A 25274-nucleotide genomic window follows, 5' to 3' on the forward strand; every position below is an offset into this window, starting at 1 on the left:
TCAACAGGAGTGACAAATGAAAGCACTGCTTGATTTATTCAAACAGGTTACCCAGAAAGAAGAGTTCGACTCGATCAAGATCGGTCTGGCCTCTCCCGAGAAAATACGTTCCTGGTCCTATGGTGAGGTGAAGAAGCCGGAAACCATCAATTACCGTACCTTCAAACCGGAGCGGGATGGGCTTTTCTGCGCAAAAATCTTCGGCCCCGTAAAGGACTATGAGTGTCTTTGCGGAAAATATAAGCGGTTGAAACATCGTGGCGTGATCTGCGAAAAATGCGGGGTTGAGGTTACGCTGTCGAAGGTTCGACGCGAGCGTATGGGTCATATTGAACTGGCTTCGCCGGTGGCTCATATCTGGTTTCTGAAATCGCTGCCATCGCGCTTGGGGATGGTGCTGGATATGACCCTGCGTGATATAGAGCGCGTGCTCTATTTCGAGGCCTATGTGGTAACCGATCCGGGCATGACCCCTCTCCAGCGGTGTCAGTTGCTGACCGACGATGACTACCGTGCCAAGACAGAAGAATACGGGGATGATTTTCGCGCCAGCATGGGTGCGGAGGGCATACGCGATTTGTTGGGCAACCTGAACATTCGTGTTGAAATCGATAATCTCCGGCGCGAGATGGGAACCACCGGCTCCGAAACGAAGATGAAGAAGATCTCCAAGCGTTTGAAAGTGCTGGAGGCTTTCAGCAAATCCGGCATCAAACCGGAGTGGATGGTTTTGGCGGTGTTGCCTGTACTGCCGCCCGAGTTGCGTCCGCTGGTACCCCTGGATGGCGGACGCTTCGCCACGTCCGATCTGAATGATTTGTATCGTCGCGTCATAAACCGCAACAACCGGCTGAAACGTCTGCTTGAGCTGAAGGCGCCGGAAATTATCGTGCGCAACGAGAAGCGCATGCTGCAGGAAGCGGTGGACTCGTTGCTTGATAATGGGCGTCGCGGCAAAGCCATGACTGGCGCAAACAAGCGGCCGCTGAAATCACTTGCCGATATGATCAAGGGCAAGGGCGGACGTTTCCGCCAGAACTTGCTGGGCAAGCGAGTGGACTACTCCGGCCGATCGGTAATTGTGGTGGGCCCACAACTTAAACTGCACCAGTGCGGCTTGCCGAAGAAAATGGCATTAGAACTGTTCAAGCCATTTATCTTCAACAAACTCGAGATAATGGGTATCGCCAGCACCATAAAGGCGGCCAAGCGAGAGGTGGAAAACGAGACGCCAGTGGTATGGGACATACTGGAAGATGTCATTCGCGAACACCCTGTGATGCTGAATCGAGCGCCTACACTGCACAGGCTGGGCATTCAGGCGTTTGAGCCGGTCCTGATCGAAGGCAAGGCAATTCAATTGCATCCCCTGGTATGCGCAGCGTTCAATGCTGACTTCGACGGTGATCAGATGGCGGTACACGTGCCGCTATCGCTGGAAGCGCAGATGGAATGTCGCACGCTCATGATGTCGACCAATAATGTATTGTCGCCTGCGAATGGCGAACCTATCATCGTGCCGTCGCAGGATATCGTGTTAGGGCTGTACTACACTACCCGGGAGAAAATCAATGCTCGCGGCGAGGGTATGATTTTTGCCAACATGAGCGAGGTATCGCGAGCCTATGAGAGCCGCATCATTGAACTGAACGCCAGAATCACAGTGCGAATCAGGGAATATGATGTGGACGCGGAAGGCGAGCGCCGCGAAAAGGTTACCCGTTATGATACGACGGTGGGACGAGCGTTGCTGTCTGAAATTCTTCCCGCCGGGCTGCCTTTTCCACTTATTAACAAGGTGCTCAAGAAAAAGGAGATTTCCAAGCTCATTAACGCGAGCTTCCGTCGCTGTGGACTTCGCGAGACAGTAATCTTTGCCGACAAACTGATGTATGCCGGCTTTAGTTACGCGACTCGTGCCGGCATCTCGATCTGCCTCGACGATATGCTCACGCCGGTGCAGAAGGACGATATTATCAGTTCGTCCGAGAAGGAAGTGCAGGAGATTGAAGTTCAGTACACATCAGGTCTTGTGACTCAAGGCGAACGCTACAACAAGGTGGTGGATATATGGGGCCGAGCCGGCGACCAGGTCGCCAAGGCGATGATGGATCAGCTAGGCGTTGAGCCGGTTTTCGACCCGATAACCAGAGAAGCCCAAAAAGACAAGAAAGGCAAGCCGCTGACCCAGGAATCCTTCAATTCGATTTACATGATGGCAGACTCTGGTGCACGCGGTTCTGCCGCTCAAATTCGCCAGTTGGCGGGTATGCGCGGCTTGATGGCCAAACCTGATGGCTCAATCATAGAAACGCCCATCACGGCAAATTTCCGCGAGGGATTGAACGTCCTGCAGTATTTTATTTCTACGCATGGAGCGCGTAAAGGTCTGGCCGATACGGCGCTAAAGACTGCTAATTCCGGCTACCTTACTCGCCGCCTGGTCGATGTAACGCAGGATCTTGTGGTGACACAGGATGACTGCGGCACCAGTAACGGCGCCGTGATCAAGGCGCTTGTCGAAGGCGGAGAAGTGATTGAGGCGCTTCGTGAACGCATACTTGGTCGAGTATGCGCCAACGATATCATCCACCCAGAGCATCAAGAGGTAATCTATTCGGCGGGAGAGCTGCTCGACGAGAGTGCGGTGGATACCATTGAAGCGCTGGGCATTGATGAAGTTAAGGTGCGTACCCCGCTTACCTGTGAAACTCGCTATGGACTATGTGCCAAATGTTACGGGCGTGACCTTGGACGCGGTACCCCCGTAAATGTGGGCGAAGCCGTGGGTGTGATTGCTGCTCAGTCAATAGGCGAGCCTGGTACTCAGCTGACCATGCGCACGTTCCACATAGGTGGCGCCGCATCTCGAACGGCCGTAGCAAGCCAGGTCGAGAGCAAGTCCAATGGTACTGTCCGCTATTCGCCTACCATGCGTTATGTCACCAATGCGCGCAATGAGCTGATAGCAATTTCCCGAAGCGGCGAAGTAGTGGTGCATGACGATAACGGCCGCGAACGTGAACGTCACAAAGCGCCTTACGGGGCAACGCTTTTGATTCGTGACGGCGAAGCAGTGAAGGCGGGCCAGGTGCTTGCTGCCTGGGATCCGCATACTCGTCCCATCATTACTGAATATGCCGGCAAGATTCGCTTTGAGAACGTGGAAGAGGGCGTAACCGTAGCCAAGCAGATAGACGAAGTCACTGGCCTGTCCACACTTGTCGTAATTGATCCGAAGCGGCGCGGGGTGGTGCAAACCAAAGGCCTGCGTCCAATGGTGAAGCTTCTGGATGAAGATGGCAAAGAAGTGCGTCTGGCGGGCAGTAATTTATCAGTCAGTATCACTTTTCAGATAGGGTCGGTTATCACCGTGCGGGACGGGCAGCAGGTGAATGTAGGCGAAGTGCTGGCACGTATTCCGCAGGAGAGTTCGAAAACCCGCGATATTACCGGAGGCCTGCCTCGGGTTGCGGAATTGTTCGAAGCCCGGTCTCCGAAGGATGCCGGGGTGTTGGCGGAAGTCACGGGTATCGTATCTTTCGGCAAAGATACTAAAGGTAAACAACGATTGGTTATTACCGATCTGGACGGAGTATCACATGAATATCTGATTCCCAAAGACAAGCACGTGACCGCCCATGATGGCCAGGTCGTGAACAAGGGAGAGAGCATTGTCGATGGGCCAGCCGATCCGCACGATATTCTCCGCTTGCTAGGGGTGGAAGCGCTTGCACGCTATATCACTGACGAGGTGCAAGATGTATATCGGCTGCAAGGGGTCAAGATTAACGACAAGCACATTGAAGTCATCGTACGTCAGATGTTGCGTCGTGTGCAAATTGTGGATGCCGGCGATACGCGTTTCATTCCCGGTGAGCAGGTTGAGCGGGCGGATATGCTGGCAGAAAATGAACAGGCGGTTATCGAGGATAAAAAACCAGCATCATACGAATACATGCTGCTTGGTATTACTAAAGCCTCGCTTTCCACGGATTCGTTCATTTCTGCAGCTTCTTTCCAGGAAACCACGCGAGTGCTGACCGAGGCGGCCATTATGGGTAAGAAGGACGACCTGCGAGGTCTGAAAGAAAACGTCATTGTCGGACGGCTCATCCCCGCAGGGACCGGACTGACGTTTCATAATACCCGCAAGAAGCAGAGGCTGTCGCCAATCACCACGGAGAATCAGGAACTTGGCGAGGAGGATGTCGGAGAAATGAGAAATAGCGGATACACGGTCTAACAACTAGTCGGATAGGATCCGCTATTGTCATGCCAGGCAAGTGGCCTGTTATTCAGGCGTCTGATGGAAGAACGATAAATTATGCCTATTGATATCAACGCCATAATTGCCGAGACGCGTGGCAAAAACTTCGAGCTATACGAAGATCATGTGAATCCAGTGTTCGTCAAGGTACTGAGGACCCTTGGTTTCAATCGCACCTGGGTAAGGGGCGAGGGTCCTTACCTCTGGGATGAGGCGGGTACGCGCTATCTGGATTTTCTGACCAACTGGGGGGTCTTCAATTTCGGGCGTCGCCATCCTGCCATTCGCCACGCGTTGCAACAGGTGCTGGACTCCGATTTTCCGGGATGGGTAGGTTTCGACGCCCCCCCGCTTGCCGCCGTACTGGCCCGTGAATTGGTAACGCGCATGTCGCCCGGTCTGGACACTGTTTACTTCAGCAACTCGGGAACAGAAGCCATTGAGGCAGCTATCAAATTTGCCCGTGGCTATACCGGACGGCCCTGTACCGCTCATCTTGCGAAAGCTTTCCATGGTCTCACGATGGGGGCCTTGTCCCTGAATGGAGAAGCAAGTTTTCGAAGAGGTTTCGAACCAATGCTTCCGGGCAGTTCGGAGGTGAAGCTTGGCGACCTCGCCGGCCTTGAGGCGCGTCTCGCCGTAGGTGATGTCGCTGCCTTCGTCTTTGAGCCGATCCAGGGTAAAGGCGTCAATATTGCAAGTAACGAGTACCTGCTGGGCGCGCAGGATCTGTGCCGGAAATACGGAACGCTAATGATCTGCGACGAAGTTCAATCAGGCATGGGACGGACGGGACGTTTCCTGGCCAGCCACTGGATTGAGGACCTGCGACCCGACATCATCTGTCTCTCGAAAGCCCTTTCCGGAGGTTACATTCCGGTAGGCGCAACCATTACGCGCCGTGCGGTTTATGACAGCGTTTACGACAGCATGCACCGTGCTATTGTCCACGCCTCGACTTTCGGTATGGGTAATATGGCGATGGCGGCCGGTCTGGCTTCGCTAAGTGTCCTGGATGACGAGAAGCTTATGGAACGAGCCATCGAGCTTGGTGCGCGCTTTCGAAACGGTATCGAGGCGATGGTGCCGCGCTTCGAGTTTTTGAAGGGTGTGCGCCAGCGTGGCCTTATGATCGCCATTGAGTTTGGCCAGCCGGATTCGATGTCTCTCAGAGCGGCCTGGGCTATGGTCAACAAGATGGATGAAAACCTTTTCGCTCAGGCAATTGTTCTCCCGCTTCTGGATGATCATCATATCCTTACGCAGGTCGCAGGCCATGCCATGCCTATTGTGAAGATCCTCCCACCCCTGAATATCAGCGAAACCGATGTAGATTGGTTCCTGGAAGCGCTTGAGGACGTGCTGGTCAAGTTGCACAAGTTTCCCGGTCCGGCTTGGGAAGTATTGAAGAAGCTGGGCAACCACGCACTCACTGCCAAGCGACGGGAGGTCCGCGCTGCCTCTATTTAACGTCGTTGAATAGTGACTACACTGGGCAGTTTCCCGCAATTCAAAAATAACTGAAGGCAAGTTCCGAGTCTACTCGACGAGTGGTACGGGATGTTTGGGGTAGCTGCACTGCGTTGCCAAAAGATCCTGGTCGGATAGTCGGATACCGCTATTTTGGTAGCTACCGTAGCTACTCGTATCGACTCGATTGTTGGCTCTTTTAATTGCTATCGTGCTGTCGATGGTTGCATTACAATTAAATGTTTTGCTAGAGACCCTTCTGTAGCAGCCTTTGTCAGTAAGTCAGGCAAGCGCCGCGTAATGCCAGAGAAATCAGCTTGAAGCGGGCGTTTTTGGGCTTTTTCGACAGGAGTTCAAGAATGACTTTAACTTGACAGGGCATGATAAACCCCATAGAATTCGCTGTTTTTTAACCGCCCCTGGTTAAAGCTCCCTGGCGTAGCGGAAATCGTAAAATTGATAGTGACAGCGGGGAGCGATATTGCCATTCCCCGTTTTTTTAGGAAATAAAATGCCGACAATCAGTCAGTTAGTACGTAAGCCTCGTGCGGCACGACGTGTGAAGAGCAAGGTTCCGGCGTTGGGAAACAGCCCCCAAAAGCGGGGAGTATGTACCCGGGTTTATACCACTACGCCGAAAAAACCCAACTCGGCTTTACGCAAAGTCGCACGGGTTCGTCTGACGAATGGTTTTGAAGTATCCAGTTATATTGGTGGCGAGGGACATAATCTGCAGGAGCACTCGGTAGTCCTGATTCGTGGCGGCCGTGTTAAAGACTTGCCCGGCGTTCGCTATCACACGGTACGAGGCAGTCTGGATACCGCTGGCGTAAAGGATCGCAAGCAGAGTCGCTCCAAATACGGCGCCAAGAGGCCGAAATCGGCTTAAACGCCGCTTGATCGCCTGATGATCGTCTGATGCCGAAGAAATCAAACTGAAACCTTTTTCACTTACGCCCAATAATTACGCCAAGGTTAGAAAATGCCAAGACGGAGAGAAGTTCCAAAACGCGAGATTTTGCCGGATCCAAAATACCATAATACCGAGGTGGCGAAGTTCGTCAATGTACTGATGACGCGGGGCAAAAAATCGGTGGCGGAGCGTATTATTTACGGCGCGATGGATCAGATTCAGAAGAAAACGGGCAAGGACCCGGTTGACGTATTTACGCAGGCGCTATCCAACGTTCGTCCCATGGTGGAAGTAAAAAGTCGTCGTGTTGGCGGGGCCAACTACCAGGTCCCGGTAGAGGTACGATCCATTCGGCGTAATGCGCTCGCGATGCGTTGGCTGCGCGATGCCGCCCGTAAACGCGCTGAAAAATCCATGGGTGCCCGCTTGGCCGGCGAGTTGGCGGAAGCAGCCGAGGGCCGTGGCGGCGCGGTCAAGAAGCGGGAAGAAGTTCACCGCATGGCGGAAGCCAATAAGGCATTTGCACATTACCGGTTTTAACGGCACATGGACTGTGGCAATGCGGGTTCCTGACTGAGCAGTTTCCAGAATACCATTTCTTTAGTCGTTCGGGCTTTTAGCTCCCCCGACTGTTAAAATTTTAAGGTTTAATGATTGTGGCAAGGAAAACACCCATAGAGCGTTACCGGAATATCGGCGTAATGGCGCATATCGACGCCGGCAAAACTACGACCACGGAACGCATACTGTTTTATACCGGCGTATCGCATAAGCTTGGCGAAGTGCATGATGGCGCAGCTACCATGGATTGGATGGAGCAAGAGCAGGAGCGCGGCATCACGATCACTTCCGCAGCTACCACTTGCTTCTGGAAAGGGATGGACCATAATTATCCCGATCATCGTATCAATATTATCGACACGCCGGGTCACGTTGACTTCACGATTGAAGTAGAGCGGTCCCTGCGTGTTCTCGACGGGGCTTGCACGGTATTCTGCGCGGTTGGCGGAGTACAGCCTCAGACCGAAACGGTCTGGCGGCAGGCCAACAAGTATAAAGTTCCGCGTCTGGCTTTTGTCAATAAAATGGACCGCGCCGGCGCCAATTTCATGCGCGTTTACGAGCAGATACAATCCCGTCTGAAAGCTCAGCCGATACCCGTGCAATTGCCGATCGGTGCAGAAGATAAATTCGAGGGCGTGGTCGATCTCGTCAAGATGAAGGCCATTTACTGGGATGAGGCCAGCCAGGGGATGCGGTTTGAGGAGCGTGATATTCCCGCCGACTTACTTGAAAAGGCCAAGGAGTGGCGTGAAAAAATGGTGGAAACCGCCGCCGAGGCAAATGAAGAATTGATGAACAGATATCTTGAAGAAGGAGATCTGTCCGCAACCGACATTAAACACGGGTTGCGCATCCGCACTATCAGCAACGAGATCGTACCCATGCTGTGCGGCTCGGCTTTCAAGAATAAGGGTGTGCAAGCGATGCTGGATGCCGTGCTGGACTACTTGCCTTCGCCCGTGGATATCGAGTCCATCAATGGAGAGAAAGAAAATGGCGAACACGCGGAGCGTCATGCAAAGGACGAAGAGCCGTTCGCCGGTTTGGCATTCAAAATAGCGACTGATCCCTATGTTGGCCAATTGATCTTTTTTCGTGTTTACTCCGGAGTGGTGGCTTCAGGCGATACGATCTACAACCCGATAAAAGGACGAAAGGAGCGAATTGGCAGGTTGTTGCAAATGCATGCCAACCAACGTGAGGAAATCAAGGAAGTCCGCGCTGGGGACATAGCGGCGGCGGTAGGTTTGAAGGAAGCGGTTACCGGCGATACGTTATGCGATCCCAGCGAAGTCATCACGCTGGAGCGGATGATATTTCCAGAGCCGGTGATTCATGTTGCGGTAGAGCCGAAAACCAAGGTCGACCAGGAAAAAATGGGTATTGCGTTGAATCGCCTGGCCCAGGAAGATCCCTCTTTCCGCGTGCGTACCGACGAGGAATCCGGACAGACTATCATTTCCGGTATGGGGGAACTGCATCTCGAAATTATTGTAGATCGAATGAAGCGGGAGTTTGGCGTGGAAGCCAATGTCGGCGCTCCGCAAGTGGCCTATCGTGAAGCTATCAAGAAACAGGTGGAGATCGAGGGCAAGTTTATCAAGCAGTCCGGCGGGCGTGGTCAATATGGTCATGTCTGGCTTAAGATGGAACCACATGAGGCGGGTAAAGGTTTCGAGTTCGTTGATGCAATCAAGGGTGGAACCGTTCCGCGCGAATATATACCTGCGGTGGAAAAAGGTCTGCAAGAGACCCTTCCAAATGGGGTGTTGGCAGGCTTTCCGGTAGTAGACGTCAAAGTTACGCTGTTCGATGGCTCTTATCATGATGTCGATTCCAATGAGAATGCCTTCAAGATGGCTGCCTCGATTGCCTTCAAGGATGGCATGCGCAAGGCCAGTCCGGTGCTATTGGAGCCAATGATGGCAGTGGAGGTGGAAACGCCGGCTGATTTTATGGGTAATGTGGTAGGCGATTTATCGTCCCGTCGCGGCATGATTCAGGGCATGGACGATTTGCCCGGCCTCAAGGTGATACGCGCTGAGGTTCCGTTGGCGGAGATGTTTGGCTACTCGACTTCGCTACGGTCCGCGACTCAAGGCCGCGCAACTTACACCATGGAATTCAAGCATTATTCCGAAGCACCAAAAAACGTAGCTGAAGCGATTATTAATAAGAAATAACCGTTATCAAGTAAAAGGAATCGACATGGCAAAGAGCAAATTTGAGCGGACGAAGCCGCACGTGAACGTAGGGACGATAGGGCATGTGGATCATGGCAAGACCACATTGACGGCGGCGATCACGATGGTATTGGCGAAGAAATTTGGAGGAGAGGCGAAGAGTTATGCCCAGATTGACTCTGCGCCGGAAGAGAAGGCAAGGGGCATCACCATCAACACGTCGCACGTTGAATATGAGACGACGAACCGGCACTATGCGCACGTTGACTGTCCGGGGCACGCTGACTACGTCAAGAACATGATAACGGGGGCAGCGCAAATGGACGGCGCGATACTGGTGGTATCGTCTGCTGACGGGCCGATGCCGCAGACGCGCGAACACATACTGCTGGCGCGCCAGGTAGGCGTGCCCTACATCATCGTCTACATGAACAAAGCCGACATGGTGGATGACGCCGAACTGCTGGAACTGGTGGAAATGGAAGTGCGCGAACTGCTCTCCAAATACAACTTTCCCGGCGACGACACCCCCATTGTCATCGGTTCCGCCCTGAAGGCGCTGGAAGGCGACCAGAGCGACATAGGCGAGCCCTCCATCTACAAACTGGCGGATGCGCTGGACAGCTACATACCGGAACCGGTGCGTGCCATAGACGGCACCTTTCTGATGCCGGTGGAAGACGTCTTCTCCATATCCGGGCGCGGCACGGTTGTAACCGGCCGGGTGGAACGCGGCGTTGTCAAAGTGGGCGAAGAAATCGAGATAGTAGGCTTGAAACCTACAATCAAGACAGTCTGCACGGGTGTGGAAATGTTCAGGAAGCTGCTGGATCAGGGACAGGCCGGAGACAACGTTGGCGTATTGCTGCGCGGCACCAAACGTGAAGAAGTCGAACGGGGCCAGGTTCTGTCCAAGCCGGGCAGCATCACCCCGCATACCAAGTTTGCCGCCGAGATTTACGTGCTGGGCAAAGAAGAGGGGGGTCGTCATACACCTTTTTTCCAGGGCTACCGTCCCCAGTTCTACTTTCGTACCACCGATGTCACGGGCGCGATTGAACTGCCGGCTGGCACCGAGATGGTGATGCCGGGGGACAACGTCTCGGTGACGGTAAACCTCATTGCGCCGATTGCGATGGAAGAAGGTCTGCGTTTTGCCATTCGCGAGGGCGGCAGAACCGTTGGCGCGGGCGTAGTGGCAAAGATTATCGAGTAACAACAGGATCAAGGATAGGATTTAAGATTTAATGCCAAGCAGCATCGAATCGTCAATTCGGAATCCGAATCCTCAACCTTAGGTTTGATTATGCAAAGCCAGAAAATACGTATTCGTTTGAAAGCGTTCGATTACCGGTTGATAGACAAATCAGCAATGGAGATTGTTGAAACCGCCAAGCGGACCGGTGCCGTAGTCAAAGGGCCTGTGCCCCTGCCGACTCGTATAGAGCGCTTTGACGTGCTTCGATCCCCCCACGTCAACAAGACTTCGCGCGACCAATTCGAGATTCGAACCCATCTACGGCTAATGGACATTATGGATCCCACCGATAAGACGGTTGATGCCTTGATGAAGCTGGATCTGCCCGCCGGAGTGGATGTCGAAATAAAGTTATGAGTTTTTGAAGTCTAGTCTTCGGTTAATCGTCCCCCGACGAATAACTCGGACTTCTGATTCAAGATGAATATAAATTTTGCCGGTCAATTGCAATCGGCACCTTTTAAAAAGGGTAATTAAAATGAGTTTAGGACTCGTCGGCCGCAAGGTTGGCATGACTCGTATTTTCACCGATGACGGCGATAGTCAACCGGTCACGGTGCTTGATGTGTCTAACAACCGCGTTACACAAATCAAGACGCCCGCCACGGACGGCTACTCGGCAGTTCAGGTTACTTTCGGAAAACGTCGCGCCATTCGCGTTAACAAACCGTCGGCAGGGCATTTTGCCAAGGCTGCGGTAGAGGCGGGCCATGTGCTCAAGGAATTCCGCGTCACCCCGGAGGTGATCGACAGCCTGAAACCAGGTGCAGTGATAGGATTGGAGATATTCCAAGTGGGACAGAAAGTGGATGTGACCGGCGTTTCCATCGGGAAGGGTTATAGTGGCGTGATCAAGCGCCACGGCTTTTCCTCCAACCGCGCCAGTCACGGTAATTCAAGATCGCACAATGTTCCGGGTTCGATCGGAATGGCGCAGGATCCAGGTCGTGTATTTCCTGGAAAACGCATGTCCGGGCATCTCGGAAGCGTACAACGTACTACTCAGAATCTGGAAGTGCTGCGGGTTGATGCCGAGCGTGGCTTGTTACTGATCAAGGGTGCGATTCCGGGATCAAGAGGCGGAGACGTGGTAGTAAATCCGAGTTTGAAGATCAGCAGGATCGGTGCGAAGCCCGCTGTTAAGATTGACGCCAAAGCGGCCGCAAAATCAGGCAAGAAGGTGGGTGCCTAATGGAACTTAAACTCATCGACAATAACGGTCAGACAGCGGCAAGCGTTTCTGTTCCTGATTCCCTGTTTGATCGCGAGTACAACGAAGCTTTGGTACATCAGGTGGTGACGGCTTATCTTGCCAATGCTCGTAGCGCAAATCGCGCTCAAAAGGGACGCTCGGATGTCGCCAAATCCACCCGCAAGCCCTGGCGCCAAAAAGGTACTGGCCGTGCACGTTCCGGAATGGCCTCCAGTCCATTATGGCGCGGCGGCGGCAAGATTTTTCCTAACAGTCCCACAGAGAATTTTAGTCACAAGGTCAATCGCAAGATGTATCGAGCCGGTATCGGCGCCATCTTGTCTCAGCTGGTCCGTGAAAACAGGATGTCAGTAGTGGAAGATTTTACCGTGGGCGCGCCCAAGACCAAGGCACTGGCAAGTAAATTGAAGGATATGGGATTGGATGAGGTCATGGTTATTACTGATAGCATCGATGAGAATCTCTATTTTTCCTCGCGGAACCTGCCGCTCGTCAAGATAGTGGAAGCTGGTCACGCTGATCCGGTCAGCCTGATGCGCTTTGCCAACGTGCTGATAACTCGCGGCGCATTGGCCAAAATGGAGGAACTGCTTGCATGAGTGCGCAAACATTTAACCCGGAACGCCTGATGCAAGTGATATTGTCGCCTCAAGTATCGGAAAAGGCGACATATGTAGCTGAAAAGCATAATCATGTTATCTTCCGTGTGGCGCAAGACGCCACGAAGCCCGAAATCAAAGCAGCTGTTGAGTTGATGTGGAAGGCTCAAAATATCGAGGTGGAGAGCGTGCAGGTGGCGAACGTCAAGGGAAAGGAAAAACGCTTTGGCCGTTTTATGGGGCGCCGCAGCAATTGGAAGAAGGCGTACGTCAGCATCAAGGCTGGCCAGGAAATAAATTTTTCTGAAATTGCTCAAGGAGAAGTCAAGTAATGGCACTGGTTAAAGTCAAGCCAACCTCTCCCGGCCGTCGCGCGGTAGTCAAAGTCGTTAATTCGGGTTTGTACAAAGGCGAGCCCTATGCCAGGCTGTTGGAGAAGCAAAATCATACCGCCGGGCGCAACAATAAAGGCCAGATTACTACACGCCATATGGGAGGCGGCCATAAGCAACATTATCGCATTGTGGATTTTCGTCGTAACAAGGATGGTATCGTTGCCAGGGTTGAGCGGCTGGAATATGATCCAAACCGTAGCGCTAATCTGGCGTTACTTTGTTATGCTGATGGCGAGCGCCGATATATTATCGCGCCGAGCGGTGTTGTTACCGGCATGCAGTTGATGAGTGGCGTGGATGCTCCCATCAAGAACGGCAACGCATTGCCGTTACGCAATATTCCGGTAGGCAGCACCATTCACTGCGTGGAAATGATGCCTGGCAAAGGTGCACAACTGGCTCGTTCAGCTGGCACATCCGTTCAGCTCCTTGCGCGGGAGGGCGATTACGCTCAGCTCCGTCTGCGTTCGGGCGAGATTCGAAAGGTACACGTGAATTGCCGAGCCACCTTGGGCGAGGTCGGAAACGAGGAGCATAATCTCCGATCGATCGGTAAAGCAGGTGCGCAGCGGTGGCGCGGCATACGCCCAACAGTACGCGGCGTGGTGATGAATCCCGTAGACCATCCCCATGGCGGTGGCGAGGGCAAAACTGCTGCAGGGCGTCATCCGGTCAGCCCCTGGGGCACGCCTGCGAAAGGTTTCCGTACTCGCGCCAATAAACGTACCGACGGTATGATCGTACGGCGTCGTTATTCAAATAAAGGATAAGGAGTCATGGCACGTTCCGTAAAAAAAGGCCCATTTGTTGACTTGCACCTGATAGCCAAGGTAGAAACCGCGCGGGCAACGAACGACAAGCGGCCGATCAAAACCTGGTCCCGACGCTCAACTGTTCTACCGGATTTTATTGGTTTGACTATCGCGGTGCACAATGGCAAGCAGCATATTCCAGTATATGTTACCGAGAACATGGTGGGACATAAGCTTGGAGAATTCTCACACACCCGTACTTTCAAGGGGCATTCCGGCGACAGGAAAGCTACGACGGGATCGAGGAAATAGGAACATTCAATTATGCAAACAACTGCTGTATTACGCGGCGTCAGATTATCCGAGCAAAAGGGACGTCTCGTGGCGGATCAAATTCGGGGGCTGCCAGTGGATCGAGCGCTCAACCTGCTTGCGTTCAGTCCGAAAAAGGGTGCCGTCATCATTCGTAAACTGCTTGAATCGGCAATCGCGAATGCTGAACATAATGATGGGGCCGACATAGATGAACTGAAGGTATCGACGATATATGTGGATCGCGGACCCTCGATGATGCGTACCAGCGCCCGAGCCAAAGGGCGGGGCAATCGTATCGTGAAGCCGACTTGTCATATTCTTCTTACTGTCGGCGACAAAGCCGGCAACAAAAAATAAGGACGTACCAGGCATTATGGGACAAAAAATAAATCCGACAGGTTTTCGGCTTTCTGTACTAAAGAACTGGTCATCCAAATGGTACGCCAACGGAAAAAACTTTCCTGGAATGTTGAACGAAGATATCAAGGTTCGGGAATATCTGAAAAAGAAATTGGCGCATGCATCTGTTGGTCGCGTGATTATTGAGCGGCCCTCCAAGAATGCGCGCATCACCATTTACAGTTCCCGGCCCGGCGTGGTAATCGGCAAGAAAGGTGAAGACATAGAGGTTTTGCGAGGCGTGCTGCAAAAGCTCATGGGGGTGCCGGTACATGTCAATATCGAGGAAATCCGTAAACCGGAAATCGATGCGCAATTGATTGCGGACAACATTGCACAGCAGCTGGAAAAACGTATCATGTTTCGCCGTGCCATGAAACGGGCGATGCAGAATGCCATGCGTCTGGGTGCCCAAGGTATCAAAATCATGAGCGCCGGACGGTTGAACGGCATCGAAATCGCTCGTACGGAATGGTACCGAGAAGGCCGTGTACCACTTCATACTTTGCGTGCCGATCTTGATTACGGTGTTTCCGAGGCCAAGACCACGTATGGCGTGATTGGAATTAAAGTATGGGTATTCAAGGGCGAAGTAATAGGTCGGGGTGAGCAGGCAGGGGCAGCAGGGTCAGCAACGCAAGTTCCGGCCCCTGCGGGTGAGCCTGAAGGTAGGCGTCCAGCCAGAAAACCTGCCGGAAGAGCTGATACCAGAACCGAAGCGAAAACCAGGAAACCTGACACCACGGCTGAGGACGCTTCCGTCAAGTCTGCAACCAGAAAGACAGTAAAGCCAGGAGTGAAAGATGCAGCAACCAGCTAGAACGAAGTACCGCAAACAGCAAAAAGGGCGTAACAAGGGTGTTGCCACCCGTGGCGCCAAAGTCAGTTTCGGCGAGTATGGACTCAAGGCGGTTGGCCGCGGCCGACTAACGGCTCGACAGATTGAAGCCGCGCGGCGCGCGATGACTCGGCACATAAAACGCGGCGGTCGTATCTGGATCCGCATTTTTCCCGACAAGCCGATTTCTCATAAACCGGCCGAGGTCCGCATGGGTAATGGCAAGGGGAATCCGGAGTACTTTGTGGCAGAAATTCAGCCGGGCAAGATGTTGTATGAAATGGACGGCGTTGATGAGGTGCTGGCACGGCAGGCCTTTCGTTTGGCCGCTTCCAAACTGCCGATTCTGACGACATTCGTTGTAAGACAGGTGGGCGGTTAACTATGAAATCAAAAGTCGAAGATCTGAGGACCAAGAATCCAGTGGAGCTGCAGCGGGAGTTATTGGAACTTTTGAGGGCGCAATTTGGCCTGCGCATGCAGCACGCAACCCAGCAGTTAGGCAACACCTCTCAATTGCGTAATGTGCGGCGCGATATTGCGCGCGCAAAAACCATCCTTAGCCAAAAGGCGAAGCAGTCATGAGCGAAGCCAATTTAAGCCGCACCGTTAGCGCCACTCTTAGTGGAAAAGTAGTAAGTGATAAAATGGATAAGACCATTACAGTTTTAGTCGAACGTAAAGTCAAGCATCCGCTCTACGGGAAGATTATGGTTCGTTCAAAAAAATATCACGTGCATGACGAAAGTAATGAGTTTCATGCAGGAGATATGGTGGTAATTGAGGAATGCCGGCCTCTTTCTAAAACAAAAGCCTGGCGCGTAGTCAAGTTGGTGGAGAAGGGCAGTCAAGTCAGCTGATCAGTGGCAAATAGGTACTGGAAGATTTTTTCCACCTTGCGTTTTTTGCAAGGTTACCTTATAATTCGCCCTCTTCATTTTTCAGAACTTTAATTTTTTGCGGCCTGCTGGTTCTGGCGGCATCATAACCCGGACGGGTTCCAATACTATCCACGCCTCGGCTTGGGCGGGAAAAGTTGGAGAGAGTGAGTAAATAATGATCCAAATGCAATCGATTCTGCAAGTCGCCGATAATACTGGCGCGCGTTCAATCATGTGCATCAAAGTATTGGGCGGTTCCAAGCGGCGTTATGCCGGTATTGGCGATATTATAAAGGTTAGCATCAAGGATGTGGCGCCTCGGGGGCGGGTTAAAAAAGGCGAAGTATACAACGCCGTGGTGGTCCGCACCGCGAAAGGAGTGCGGCGCGCCGATGGCTCATTGATCAAGTTCGACGGCAATGCCGCAGTGCTACTGAACGCCAAGCTGGAGCCAATCGGCACACGTATTTTTGGTCCGGTTACGCGTGAATTGCGTAATGCACGCTTCATGAAAATCGTTTCGCTTGCGCCAGAAGTTTTATAAGCATGCGATAAGGAGTGGAATATGCGAAAAATAAAGAAAGGAGATGACGTCATCGTCATCACCGGCAGGGACAAGGGCAAACGCGGCACGGTTTTGCGTATAGTGAGTGCTGATTTGGTGATAGTCGAGGGCGCCAATAAGGTCAAGAAACACCAGCGGCCTAACCCGAATAAAGGAACAGCAGGCGGAATCGTCGAGATGGAAAATCCGATTCAGGTTTCAAACGTAGCGATTTACAATCCTGCTACTCGGAAAGCCGACCGTGTGGGCTTCAGAATGCTGGAAGGCAAGGGCAAGGTTCGTTATTTCAAATCGAGTGGCGAACTGCTTGGTGCCTGAGAAGGTAAAGGGAAGATATATGGCTCGTTTACAAGAGTATTACCGCGGCACCGTAGTGAAACAGCTGATGGAGCAGTTTGGCTACAAGTCGGTGATGGAAGTGCCGCGCATCCAGAAGATCACGCTCAATATGGGTGTGGGTGAGGCGGTTGCTGACAAGAAAATCATGGATAGCGCGGTTGGTGATATGCGAAAGATTGCAGGCCAAAAACCGGTGGTAACCAAAGCAAAAAAATCCATCGCTACCTTCAAGGTTCGAGATGGTTATCCGGTTGGCTGCATGGTGACACTGCGGCGCATCCGCATGTATGAATTTCTCGACCGGCTGGTGAGCGTGGCTATCCCGCGCATTCGTGATTTTCGCGGTATTTCCGGCAGAGCCTTTGATGGAAGGGGAAATTACAATATGGGTGTGAAGGAACAAATAATCTTTCCGGAAATTGAGTACGATAAAATCGACGCGCTCCGGGGAATGAATATTACGATCACCACTACCGCAAAAACCGATGCGGAAGCGAAGGCATTGTTGGCAGCATTTAAATTTCCATTCAAAAATTGAGAGTCGCATGGCCAAAGTAGCTGTAATTAACCGGGATCTGAAACGTCGGGAGACAGTGAAGAAGTTTGCTGCACGGCGTGCCGAATTGCTGGTCGTTATTAACGATGCCAATGCAAGCGATGAGGATCGTCACTCCGCCAGGATAAAGTTGCAGATGTTGCCCCGAAATTCAAGTCCAGTTCGGCTGCGTAATCGATGCTCATTGACTGGCCGTCCTCGTGGTGTTTATCGCAAATTCGGACTGGGTCGCGGAAAACTTCGCGATATTGCTATGAGCGGCGAAATCCCGGGCATGATCAAAGCAAGTTGGTAGGCTGATAGGAAACGAATTGTTACGGATGGGTTTAAGTTCCGAAATATGAACGAAGCTCACTCGTATTATGAAAGCAAATCCCATATGATTAATTTAACTTTCAGGCATTTACGTACTTGTCTGTTATGGAAATTGGATTTCTAGAGGTATCCATAGATGAGCATGAGTGACCCCATCGCCGATATGCTGACGCGAATTCGTAACGCGCAGCGTTCTGAGAAAGCATCCGTTGCAATGCCCGCTTCCAAGCTTAAAGCGGCTATCGCAAAGGTATTGAAAGAAGAAGGTTATGTTGAGGATTTTGCTGTTCATAACGCTGATGGCAAACCGGTGTTGGATATCAGCCTGAAATATTATGCCGACCGCCCGGTAATTGAGAAAATTGAACGTGTCAGCCGTCCTGGCCTGCGGATTTACAAGGCCAGCGACAAATTACCTAATGTGATGAATGGTCTTGGAGTAGCGATAGTGTCGACATCAAAAGGTGTAATGACCGAACGTAAGGCCCGCGCCAGTGGCGTAGGCGGTGAAGTGTTATGCATTGTGGCCTAAGGATTAAGTAAGGGTATAAAAATGTCTCGAGTCGGTAAAAATCCTGTGCCAATCCCGGCAAATGTAGAAGTAACTTTGTCAGCTTCCGAGGTGTCTGTTAAGGGACCCCTGGGAACGCTACGACGTGATCTTGTTTCAGATATCGCCGTTGAGCGGGAGGGTGATAATTTGCTGGTAAAAACCGCCAACGATTCCAAGCAGGCGAATGCAATGTCCGGAACCACGCGAGCGCTGCTTGCCAACATGGTCAAGGGGGTAACCAGCGGTTTTGAAAAAAAACTGACGCTGGTCGGCGTAGGATATCGCGCGCAGGCGGCGAATGATGTCCTGAACCTGACGTTGGGATTCTCACATCCGGTCAGCCATAAAATGCCTGAGGGCGTTAAAGTTGAGACTCCCAGTCAAACGGAAGTTGTTATCAAGGGAATGGACAAGCAGCAGGTTGGTCAGGTGGCGGCGGACGTACGCGCATATCGTAAGCCGGAACCCTATAAGGGCAAGGGCGTGCGTTATTCCGACGAAGTAATCGTCATGAAAGAAACCAAGAAAAAATAATTAGGGTAGATATGCCAAATCCAACAGAATCCCGTTTGCGCCGTGCTCGTCGAACCCGTGCGAAGATCGTCGAGTTGAAAGTTGTCCGTTTGGCCGTGCATCGGAGCAATTCCCATATTTATGCGCAACTGATCGACGGTTCCGGCGCAAAGGTATTGACCAGCGCATCGACACTGGAACCGGATGTTCGCAAGGATTTACCCAATGGTGGCACCATTGACGCAGCGGCGGCAGTGGGCAAGAGAGTTGCGGAGAAGGCCAGAGGGTTGGGTATCGAGACGGTTGCGTTCGACCGTTCAGGTTTTAAATATCATGGGCGAGTGAAGGCACTGGCCGACGCTGCTCGTGAGAATGGCCTCAAATTCTGAGTGAGGAAAGATAATGGCTAAGATGCAGGGACGGATGCAGGGAAAGGTACCGCAGGGCGATGATCGCGGCGACGGACTCAAGGAAAAAATGGTAGCGATAAATCGTGTTACCAAGGTAGTCAAAGGTGGTCGCATCCTTGGTTTTGCCGCTTTGACAGTGGTTGGAAATGGAGATGGAAGTGTCGGGATGGGCAAGGGCAAGTCCCGTGAAGTGCCGGTCGCGGTACAAAAAGCGATGGATGAAGCGCGCCGCAAGATGATCAAGGTAAATCTCAAGAATGGCACACTGCACCATCCGGTTATCGGCAGACATGGCGCAGCCAAAGTATATATGCAGCCCGCATCAGAAGGTACCGGCATCATTGCCGGCGGCCCGATGCGTGCAATATTTGAAGTGATGGGTGTTCATAATATTCTTGCCAAGTGTATCGGTTCGACCAATCCTTATAATGTCGTGCGGGCTACGTTGCACGGTTTGCAAACGATGAATACTCCATCGGAAATTGCAGCGAAGCGCGGCAAGAGCGTGGAGGAAATCATGGGATTGGAAAAATGACCAGTAATGACAAGAAGATCAAGGTAACCTTGATCAAAAGCCTGATCGGTACCAAACAATCACATCGAGCCACCGTGCGTGGGTTGGGACTTCGCGGCATTAACAGTAGCGTGGAGTTGGAAGACACCCCATCCGTGCGAGGCATGATCAATAACATTTATTACCTCGTAAAAAGTGAGGCGTAGATGCGGCTAAATTCCATTAAACCGGCGACTGGCGCCAATCCTTCCAGGCGGCGCGTGGGCCGTGGCATCGGGTCCGGTCTGGGGAAGACCGCCGGACGGGGACACAAGGGACAAAAATCCCGTGCGGGCGGCTTTCACAAAGTAGGTTTCGAAGGTGGACAGATGCCTTTGCAACGTCGCTTGCCCAAGCGCGGTTTTGTTTCCCTGACCAGAAAAGACACCGTGGAAGTGCGGTTGTCGGCTTTGGACCGGGTGAAGGGAGACGCCATCGATATACTGCTACTGAAGCAGGCGGGAATCGTCCCCGGCTCTGCGTTGAGCGTGAAGGTGATACTTTCGGGAAAGATCGAGCGGGCTGTAAAGTTGCAGGGTATCGCGGTAACAAAAGGCGCGAAAGCTGCTATCGAAGCTGTTGGCGGCAGTGTTGAATAAGCTCAAGAGGACATATATTGGCCGCTAGTGAATCCCTGCGGGGACTCTCCGGGAAGCTCGGCGACCTGAAACGCCGGCTGTGGTTTCTGCTGCTCGCATTAGTTGTCTACCGCATTGGGGCGCATGTGCCGGTGCCAGGTATTGACCCAGTGGTGCTGAAAGACTTGTTCGAGTCGCAGCAAGGGGGCATTCTTGGTATGTTCAACATGTTCTCCGGGGGCGCACTCTCTCGCTTTTCGATTTTCGCCCTGGGCATCATGCCGTATATTTCGGCTTCGATCATCATGCAGTTAGGCACGGTGGCGTTTCCCACCCTGGAAGCGCTGAAGAAGGAAGGCGAATCGGGGCGCAGAAAGATTACCCAGTACACGAGATATGGCACGTTGGGGTTGGCGCTGGTACAGGGTTATGGCATATCCATAGCCTTGCAGGCCCAGGCTGGATTGGTGATTGAACCAGGGCCGATGTTCCTGTTGACGACGGTAATAACGTTGGTTACCGGCACGATATTTCTTATGTGGCTTGGCGAGCAGATCACTGAACGTGGTATCGGCAACGGTATATCTCTGATTATTTTTGCCGGCATTGCCGCCGGCCTCCCGAGCGCAATTGGGGGTACGCTTGAGTTGGTGCGGACCGGAGCGATGCATTTTCTGGTGGCATTGGGAATCTTTGTGGCGGCTACGGCCGTAACAGCTTTCGTCGTCTTCGTCGAGCGAGGCCAGCGCAAGATACTGGTAAATTATGCGAAGCGTCAGGTTGGACGGAAAGTTTATGGCGGGCAGAGTTCGCATTTACCGCTGAAACTGAATATGTCCGGCGTGATTCCGCCTATCTTTGCTTCCAGCATCATATTATTTCCGGCTACGCTTGCAGGATGGTTTGCTACGGGAGAATCGATGAGCTGGCTCAAGGATATGAGCGGAGCGCTATCTCCGGGTCAGCCGATTTATGTAATCATGTACGCGGCGATGATTATATTTTTCTGTTTTTTTTATACCGCGCTGGTATTCAACCCCAGGGAAACTGCAGAGAATCTCAAGAAAAGTGGGGCCTTCATTCCAGGTATTCGACCTGGGGAGCAGACCGCCCGGTATATTGAGCGCATCATGTTAAGGCTTACTTTGGCGGGTGCGATTTATGTGACGCTCGTGTGCCTGCTACCGGAGTTTCTAATACTGAAATGGAACGTGCCATTTTACTTTGGCGGCACTTCCCTGCTCATTATTGTGGTGGTTACCATGGATTTCATGGCGCAGGTACAGGCATACATCATGTCGCACCAGTACGAGAGTTTACTGAAGAAAACTAACTTCAAAGGCGGCGGTGGATTGCCGGCGAGATAGTTGTAACCAAGGATAGGATGGCCAAGGAAGAAACGATACAAATGCAAGGTGAGATACTGGAAACGCTGCCGAACGCGACGTTCCGTGTCAAGCTGGAGAATGGCCATATAGTGCTGGGCCATATTTCCGGCAAAATGCGCATGCATTACATCCGGATTTTGCCAGGCGACAAGGTAACCGTAGATCTGACGCCGTACGATTTAAGTAGAGCACGAATTACGTTTCGCGCTAAATAGTGGGGAAGGAGCATACATGAAAGTATTGGCCTCAGTAAAAAAGATTTGCCGTAATTGCAAAATTATCAGGCGCAACCGTGTAGTGCGGGTTATCTGCACGGATCCGAGACATAAGCAGCGCCAGGGATAATCGGATAAGCATTACTTTCGATGTTATAATTCAAAATTTTCGTAGGAAAATGTATGGCCCGTATCGCTGGAGTAAATATCCCAAATCATCAACATGCCGAAATCGCATTGACTTCGATTTACGGCATAGGTCGCGCCAGGGCGCGGGAGATTTGTGCGGCATCTGGCATTGGCGCATCTACCAAGATCAAGGATGTCACCGACGTTCAAATGGATAAGCTGCGGGATAACGTAGCAAAGTTTGCGGTCGAAGGCGATTTGCGGCGCGAAGTTTCGATGAATATCAAGCGTTTGATGGACCTCGGCTGTTACCGCGGGTTGCGTCACCGCCGTGGGCTCCCGGTGCGGGGCCAGCGTACCCGGACCAACGCCAGGACGCGGAAAGGGCCTCGCAAGGCAGTTCGGGCGTCAAGTGGAAAGGCAGCGGCACGATAAATAGTATTCAAGCCAACTGAACGGTAGCGAAAAGGAATAATTCAATATGGTTAAAGCAGCCACGCGGGTGCGCAAGAAAGTCAAGAAGAACGTAGCGGAGGGCATTGCCCACGTTCATGCGTCATTTAATAATACTATTGTGACCATCACGGACCGGCAGGGCAACGCCTTATCATGGGCGACATCGGGGGGAGCGGGTTTCAAAGGATCGCGTAAAAGTACGCCATTCGCTGCTCAGGTGGCGGCCGAGCAAGCGAGCAAAGTCGCGCAGGAATGTGGAGTCAAGAATTTGGAAGTGCGCATCAAAGGCCCTGGCCCAGGACGGGAATCCGCAGTGCGGGCATTGAACGCAGCAGGTTTTAAAATTACCAGTATTTCGGATGTGACGCCAGTTCCGCATAACGGTTGCCGCCCACCGAAGAAACGCCGTATTTAAGGGAGTAGATAGTGGCCAGAAATCTTGATCCTAAATGTCGCCAATGCCGACGCGAAGGGGAGAAGTTGTTCCTGAAAGGCGAGAAGTGTTTTACTGACAAATGTGCGATTGAGCGTAGAAATTATGCTCCCGGTCAACATGGTCAGAAAAGCGCGCGACTATCCGATTATGGGGTGCAACTGCGTGAAAAGCAGAAGCTGCGCCGGATATACGGTATATTGGAGCGCCAGTTTCGCAATAATTACGAGCTGGCTGACAAGCGGCGGGGCATTACCGGCGAGAATTTACTGCAATTGCTGGAATGTCGCCTTGATACCGTTTCATACCGTATGGGTTTTGGTGCATCGCGTTCAGAAGCGCGTCAAATTGTGCGTCATAATGCCATTATGGTAAACGGCCGGAGAATCAACATTCCTTCCTATCAAGTCAAGCCAGGTGACGTAATAGAGGTTGCCGAGAAGGCGAAAGGGCATCTGCGCATCAAGGCGGCGGTGGAAGCTGCGGAGCAGCGGACCTTTCCAGAATGGATAGAGATGGACGCCAAAGCCCTGAAGGGAACATTCAAGGCCAAGCCGGAGAGATCCGAGTTGCCGTCAAGCATCAATGAATCTTTAGTGATTGAACTGTATTCCAAGTAATCAACTGCCAAGCTTTCCGCAAAAGGATCAGGCTATGCCAAGTAACACATTTCTTACGCCGCGCATTATCGACGTTCAGAATATTTCCCCGTTGCACGCCAAGATCACCATGGAACCGTTTGAACGCGGTTACGGGCACACTCTGGGGAACGCGCTGCGCAGGATTCTGCTATCGTCAATGCCGGGATTTGCACCAACTGAAGTCCAGATTAGCGGCGTGGTACACGAGTATTCCGCCCTGGATGGCGTACAGGAGGATGTAGTCGATATCCTGCTTAACCTCAAGGGTATTGTTCTGAAACTGCATAATCGGACCGAGGCCATCCTGGTCCTCAAGAAGAAGGGTGAGGGTACTGTTACCGCCGGCGATATCGAAGTTGGACACGATGTGGAGATTATTAATCCGGAGCATGTGGTCGCACATCTTACCGCGGGCGGTAAACTGGATATGCAGATCAAGGTTGAACTGGGACGCGGTTACGTACCGGGAACAGTGCGGCAATTGGCAAATGAAGGCCGTGCTATTGGCAGTATTTTGCTGGATGCTTCTTTCAGTCCAGTGCGGCGCGTAAGTTATGCGGTAGAGAGTGCGCGTGTCGAACAGCGTACCGATCTCGATAAGCTGGTTATGGATATCGAGACCAACGGTGTTGTCGATCCAGAGGAAGCGATTCGTTACGCCGCGAAAGTAATGGTGGAGCAACTTTCTATATTTGCTGATCTCAAGGGCACGCCGTTACCCGTGGAACAGCCAAAATTGCCTCAGATTGATCCAGTATTACTGCGACCCGTGGATGATCTTGAGCTTACCGTGCGTTCTGCCAACTGTCTGAAGGCCGAAAATATCTATTATATTGGTGACTTGATCCAACGCACTGAAACGGAATTGCTGAAAACCCCTAACTTGGGCAGAAAGTCTCTGAATGAAATCAAGGAAGTGTTGGCATCGCGCGGATTGACGCTGGGCATGAAGCTGGAAAGCTGGCCACCTTCCAATCTTGATAAAGGTAAAAAGGAAACAAGTCATGCGGCACCATAATGGATTAAGAAAACTCAATCGCACTAGCAGTCATCGGCTGGCCATGTTGCGTAATATGACCAATTCGCTGTTGCGGCATGAGGTTATTAAAACGACCTTGCCCAAGGCGAAGGAGTTACGCCGCGTAATTGAGCCAATGATAACGTTAGGCAAGAAGCCATCACTGGCGAATAGGCGGCTCGCGTTCAACCGCTTGCGCGACCGAGATATGGTCGGTAAATTATTCGGCGAACTTGGCCCCCGTTATCAAACACGCAATGGTGGTTATTTACGTATTCTTAAATTTGGCTTTCGAAGGGGCGATAATGCGCCAATGGCGCTGGTAGAATTATTGGATCGTCCCGAGCAAGCAACTGCAGCCGGATCCGGGAAAGCGGATTCCTAGATGTTGTAGCTGTACAAGCAAGCGGAAGCAAAAAAGGCCGGGTTATCCCGGCTTTTTCTTGTCCGATAAGTTTATAATTCATAGTGGTAGCTGGCAGAAAATCACTGCGTTACAAAACTTGGCTTGCCATAAATAATTCATGGCCGCTTTCAAAGTCTTTATTACCTTTATTTATCC

Annotated in this window: 35 protein-coding genes; all 35 read left to right on the forward strand. The window is 52.1% G+C overall.

What is annotated here, in order from left to right; translation table 11 throughout:
* Positions 1–16 precede the first annotated feature (16 nt).
* The 35 genes from rpoC (at position 17) to rplQ (ending at position 25097) form a co-directional block, all read left to right on the forward strand.
* Positions 17–4246 carry a DNA-directed RNA polymerase subunit beta' gene (gene rpoC / locus CRO05_RS06085; RefSeq protein WP_097066243.1) on the forward strand — a complete coding sequence of 1410 codons (4230 nt, stop codon included), beginning with the start codon at positions 17–19 and terminating at the stop codon, positions 4244–4246.
* Between the two features lie 81 nt (positions 4247–4327).
* A complete protein-coding gene (locus tag CRO05_RS06090) occupies positions 4328–5740 on the forward strand; it encodes an aspartate aminotransferase family protein (RefSeq protein WP_097066244.1) in 1413 nt (470 codons plus the stop codon).
* Positions 5741–6251: 511 nt separating this feature from the next.
* Entirely contained in the window at positions 6252–6629 is a 378-nt protein-coding gene (rpsL, locus tag CRO05_RS06095; RefSeq protein ID WP_090882170.1) for a 30S ribosomal protein S12, read from the forward strand.
* 93 nt (positions 6630–6722) lie between these two features.
* On the forward strand, positions 6723–7193 hold the full coding sequence (gene rpsG / locus CRO05_RS06100) for a 30S ribosomal protein S7 (protein WP_090882168.1): 471 nt from the start codon (positions 6723–6725) through the stop codon (positions 7191–7193).
* 116 nt (positions 7194–7309) lie between these two features.
* Complete coding sequence (gene fusA / locus CRO05_RS06105) at positions 7310–9400, forward strand: elongation factor G (protein ID WP_097066712.1); 2091 nt, start codon at positions 7310–7312, stop codon at positions 9398–9400.
* A 25-nt stretch (positions 9401–9425) separates the two neighbouring features.
* Positions 9426–10616: an elongation factor Tu gene (gene tuf / locus CRO05_RS06110; RefSeq protein ID WP_097066237.1), complete on the forward strand. Its 1191-nt coding sequence runs from the start codon at positions 9426–9428 to the stop codon at positions 10614–10616.
* A gap of 90 nt (positions 10617–10706) precedes the next feature.
* Positions 10707–11015: a 30S ribosomal protein S10 gene (rpsJ, locus tag CRO05_RS06115; protein WP_004180980.1), complete on the forward strand. Its 309-nt coding sequence runs from the start codon at positions 10707–10709 to the stop codon at positions 11013–11015.
* 121 nt (positions 11016–11136) lie between these two features.
* Positions 11137–11850 carry a 50S ribosomal protein L3 gene (rplC, locus tag CRO05_RS06120; RefSeq protein WP_097066245.1) on the forward strand — a complete coding sequence of 238 codons (714 nt, stop codon included), beginning with the start codon at positions 11137–11139 and terminating at the stop codon, positions 11848–11850.
* Positions 11850–12470 carry a 50S ribosomal protein L4 gene (rplD, locus tag CRO05_RS06125; RefSeq protein WP_097066246.1) on the forward strand — a complete coding sequence of 207 codons (621 nt, stop codon included), beginning with the start codon at positions 11850–11852 and terminating at the stop codon, positions 12468–12470. Before rplC ends, rplD begins: the two co-directional genes overlap by 1 nt.
* The gene (gene rplW / locus CRO05_RS06130; protein WP_097066247.1) at positions 12467–12802 is read left to right on the forward strand and encodes a 50S ribosomal protein L23; all 336 of its coding nucleotides are present in this window, start codon (positions 12467–12469) and stop codon (positions 12800–12802) included. Before rplD ends, rplW begins: the two co-directional genes overlap by 4 nt.
* Positions 12802–13635, forward strand: coding sequence for a 50S ribosomal protein L2 (rplB, locus tag CRO05_RS06135; protein ID WP_097066248.1), 834 nt, complete (start codon positions 12802–12804; stop codon positions 13633–13635). The genes rplW and rplB overlap by 1 nt, the downstream gene beginning before the upstream one ends.
* Positions 13636–13641: 6 nt before the next feature.
* Complete coding sequence (gene rpsS, locus CRO05_RS06140; RefSeq protein WP_090882155.1) at positions 13642–13929, forward strand: 30S ribosomal protein S19; 288 nt, start codon at positions 13642–13644, stop codon at positions 13927–13929.
* A 12-nt stretch (positions 13930–13941) separates the two neighbouring features.
* Complete coding sequence (gene rplV / locus CRO05_RS06145; protein WP_025042203.1) at positions 13942–14289, forward strand: 50S ribosomal protein L22; 348 nt, start codon at positions 13942–13944, stop codon at positions 14287–14289.
* A 16-nt stretch (positions 14290–14305) separates the two neighbouring features.
* A complete protein-coding gene (gene rpsC, locus CRO05_RS06150) occupies positions 14306–15151 on the forward strand; it encodes a 30S ribosomal protein S3 (protein WP_097066249.1) in 846 nt (281 codons plus the stop codon).
* Positions 15135–15551 (forward strand): 50S ribosomal protein L16, encoded by a 417-nt coding sequence (gene rplP / locus CRO05_RS06155; protein ID WP_090882151.1) that lies wholly within the window; start codon positions 15135–15137, stop codon positions 15549–15551. The genes rpsC and rplP overlap by 17 nt, the downstream gene beginning before the upstream one ends.
* Before the next feature lie 2 nt (positions 15552–15553).
* Entirely contained in the window at positions 15554–15754 is a 201-nt protein-coding gene (gene rpmC / locus CRO05_RS06160) for a 50S ribosomal protein L29 (protein ID WP_097066250.1), read from the forward strand.
* Positions 15751–16029: a 30S ribosomal protein S17 gene (gene rpsQ, locus CRO05_RS06165; RefSeq protein WP_097066251.1), complete on the forward strand. Its 279-nt coding sequence runs from the start codon at positions 15751–15753 to the stop codon at positions 16027–16029. Before rpmC ends, rpsQ begins: the two co-directional genes overlap by 4 nt.
* Positions 16030–16225: 196 nt before the next feature.
* Positions 16226–16594: a 50S ribosomal protein L14 gene (rplN, locus tag CRO05_RS06170; protein WP_097066252.1), complete on the forward strand. Its 369-nt coding sequence runs from the start codon at positions 16226–16228 to the stop codon at positions 16592–16594.
* A 21-nt stretch (positions 16595–16615) separates the two neighbouring features.
* A complete protein-coding gene (gene rplX, locus CRO05_RS06175) occupies positions 16616–16933 on the forward strand; it encodes a 50S ribosomal protein L24 (protein ID WP_097066253.1) in 318 nt (105 codons plus the stop codon).
* Positions 16934–16952: 19 nt separating this feature from the next.
* Positions 16953–17492, forward strand: a complete 540-nt coding sequence (rplE, locus tag CRO05_RS06180; RefSeq protein ID WP_097066254.1) for a 50S ribosomal protein L5 — start codon at positions 16953–16955, stop codon at positions 17490–17492.
* A gap of 7 nt (positions 17493–17499) precedes the next feature.
* Positions 17500–17805, forward strand: a complete 306-nt coding sequence (gene rpsN, locus CRO05_RS06185) for a 30S ribosomal protein S14 (RefSeq protein ID WP_097066255.1) — start codon at positions 17500–17502, stop codon at positions 17803–17805.
* Between the two features lie 156 nt (positions 17806–17961).
* Positions 17962–18357: a 30S ribosomal protein S8 gene (gene rpsH / locus CRO05_RS06190; RefSeq protein WP_097066256.1), complete on the forward strand. Its 396-nt coding sequence runs from the start codon at positions 17962–17964 to the stop codon at positions 18355–18357.
* Between the two features lie 21 nt (positions 18358–18378).
* Positions 18379–18912, forward strand: coding sequence for a 50S ribosomal protein L6 (gene rplF, locus CRO05_RS06195; RefSeq protein WP_097066257.1), 534 nt, complete (start codon positions 18379–18381; stop codon positions 18910–18912).
* A gap of 11 nt (positions 18913–18923) precedes the next feature.
* Positions 18924–19280, forward strand: coding sequence for a 50S ribosomal protein L18 (gene rplR / locus CRO05_RS06200; protein WP_097066258.1), 357 nt, complete (start codon positions 18924–18926; stop codon positions 19278–19280).
* 13 nt (positions 19281–19293) lie between these two features.
* Positions 19294–19836: a 30S ribosomal protein S5 gene (gene rpsE / locus CRO05_RS06205; RefSeq protein WP_097066259.1), complete on the forward strand. Its 543-nt coding sequence runs from the start codon at positions 19294–19296 to the stop codon at positions 19834–19836.
* Positions 19833–20021 (forward strand): 50S ribosomal protein L30, encoded by a 189-nt coding sequence (gene rpmD / locus CRO05_RS06210; protein WP_097066260.1) that lies wholly within the window; start codon positions 19833–19835, stop codon positions 20019–20021. The genes rpsE and rpmD overlap by 4 nt, the downstream gene beginning before the upstream one ends.
* Positions 20022–20453 (forward strand): 50S ribosomal protein L15, encoded by a 432-nt coding sequence (gene rplO, locus CRO05_RS06215; protein ID WP_097066261.1) that lies wholly within the window; start codon positions 20022–20024, stop codon positions 20451–20453.
* A gap of 17 nt (positions 20454–20470) precedes the next feature.
* Positions 20471–21799 carry a preprotein translocase subunit SecY gene (gene secY / locus CRO05_RS06220; protein WP_090882124.1) on the forward strand — a complete coding sequence of 443 codons (1329 nt, stop codon included), beginning with the start codon at positions 20471–20473 and terminating at the stop codon, positions 21797–21799.
* A 17-nt stretch (positions 21800–21816) separates the two neighbouring features.
* Positions 21817–22035: a translation initiation factor IF-1 gene (infA, locus tag CRO05_RS06225; RefSeq protein WP_011380144.1), complete on the forward strand. Its 219-nt coding sequence runs from the start codon at positions 21817–21819 to the stop codon at positions 22033–22035.
* A 16-nt stretch (positions 22036–22051) separates the two neighbouring features.
* Positions 22052–22165 carry a 50S ribosomal protein L36 gene (gene rpmJ / locus CRO05_RS06230; RefSeq protein ID WP_074633734.1) on the forward strand — a complete coding sequence of 38 codons (114 nt, stop codon included), beginning with the start codon at positions 22052–22054 and terminating at the stop codon, positions 22163–22165.
* A 53-nt stretch (positions 22166–22218) separates the two neighbouring features.
* Positions 22219–22599, forward strand: coding sequence for a 30S ribosomal protein S13 (gene rpsM / locus CRO05_RS06235; protein WP_090882122.1), 381 nt, complete (start codon positions 22219–22221; stop codon positions 22597–22599).
* 46 nt (positions 22600–22645) lie between these two features.
* Positions 22646–23035 carry a 30S ribosomal protein S11 gene (gene rpsK, locus CRO05_RS06240; RefSeq protein WP_004181016.1) on the forward strand — a complete coding sequence of 130 codons (390 nt, stop codon included), beginning with the start codon at positions 22646–22648 and terminating at the stop codon, positions 23033–23035.
* An 11-nt stretch (positions 23036–23046) separates the two neighbouring features.
* Complete coding sequence (rpsD, locus tag CRO05_RS06245; protein WP_097066262.1) at positions 23047–23673, forward strand: 30S ribosomal protein S4; 627 nt, start codon at positions 23047–23049, stop codon at positions 23671–23673.
* 34 nt (positions 23674–23707) lie between these two features.
* A complete protein-coding gene (gene rpoA / locus CRO05_RS06250; RefSeq protein ID WP_097066263.1) occupies positions 23708–24712 on the forward strand; it encodes a DNA-directed RNA polymerase subunit alpha in 1005 nt (334 codons plus the stop codon).
* Positions 24699–25097, forward strand: coding sequence for a 50S ribosomal protein L17 (gene rplQ, locus CRO05_RS06255; protein ID WP_097066264.1), 399 nt, complete (start codon positions 24699–24701; stop codon positions 25095–25097). The genes rpoA and rplQ overlap by 14 nt, the downstream gene beginning before the upstream one ends.
* The last annotated feature ends 177 nt before the right edge of the window (positions 25098–25274 follow it).

Origin of the sequence: Nitrosovibrio sp. Nv4 (genome assembly GCF_900215485.1) — a bacterium.
In the GTDB taxonomy this organism is placed as follows: domain Bacteria; phylum Pseudomonadota; class Gammaproteobacteria; order Burkholderiales; family Nitrosomonadaceae; genus Nitrosospira.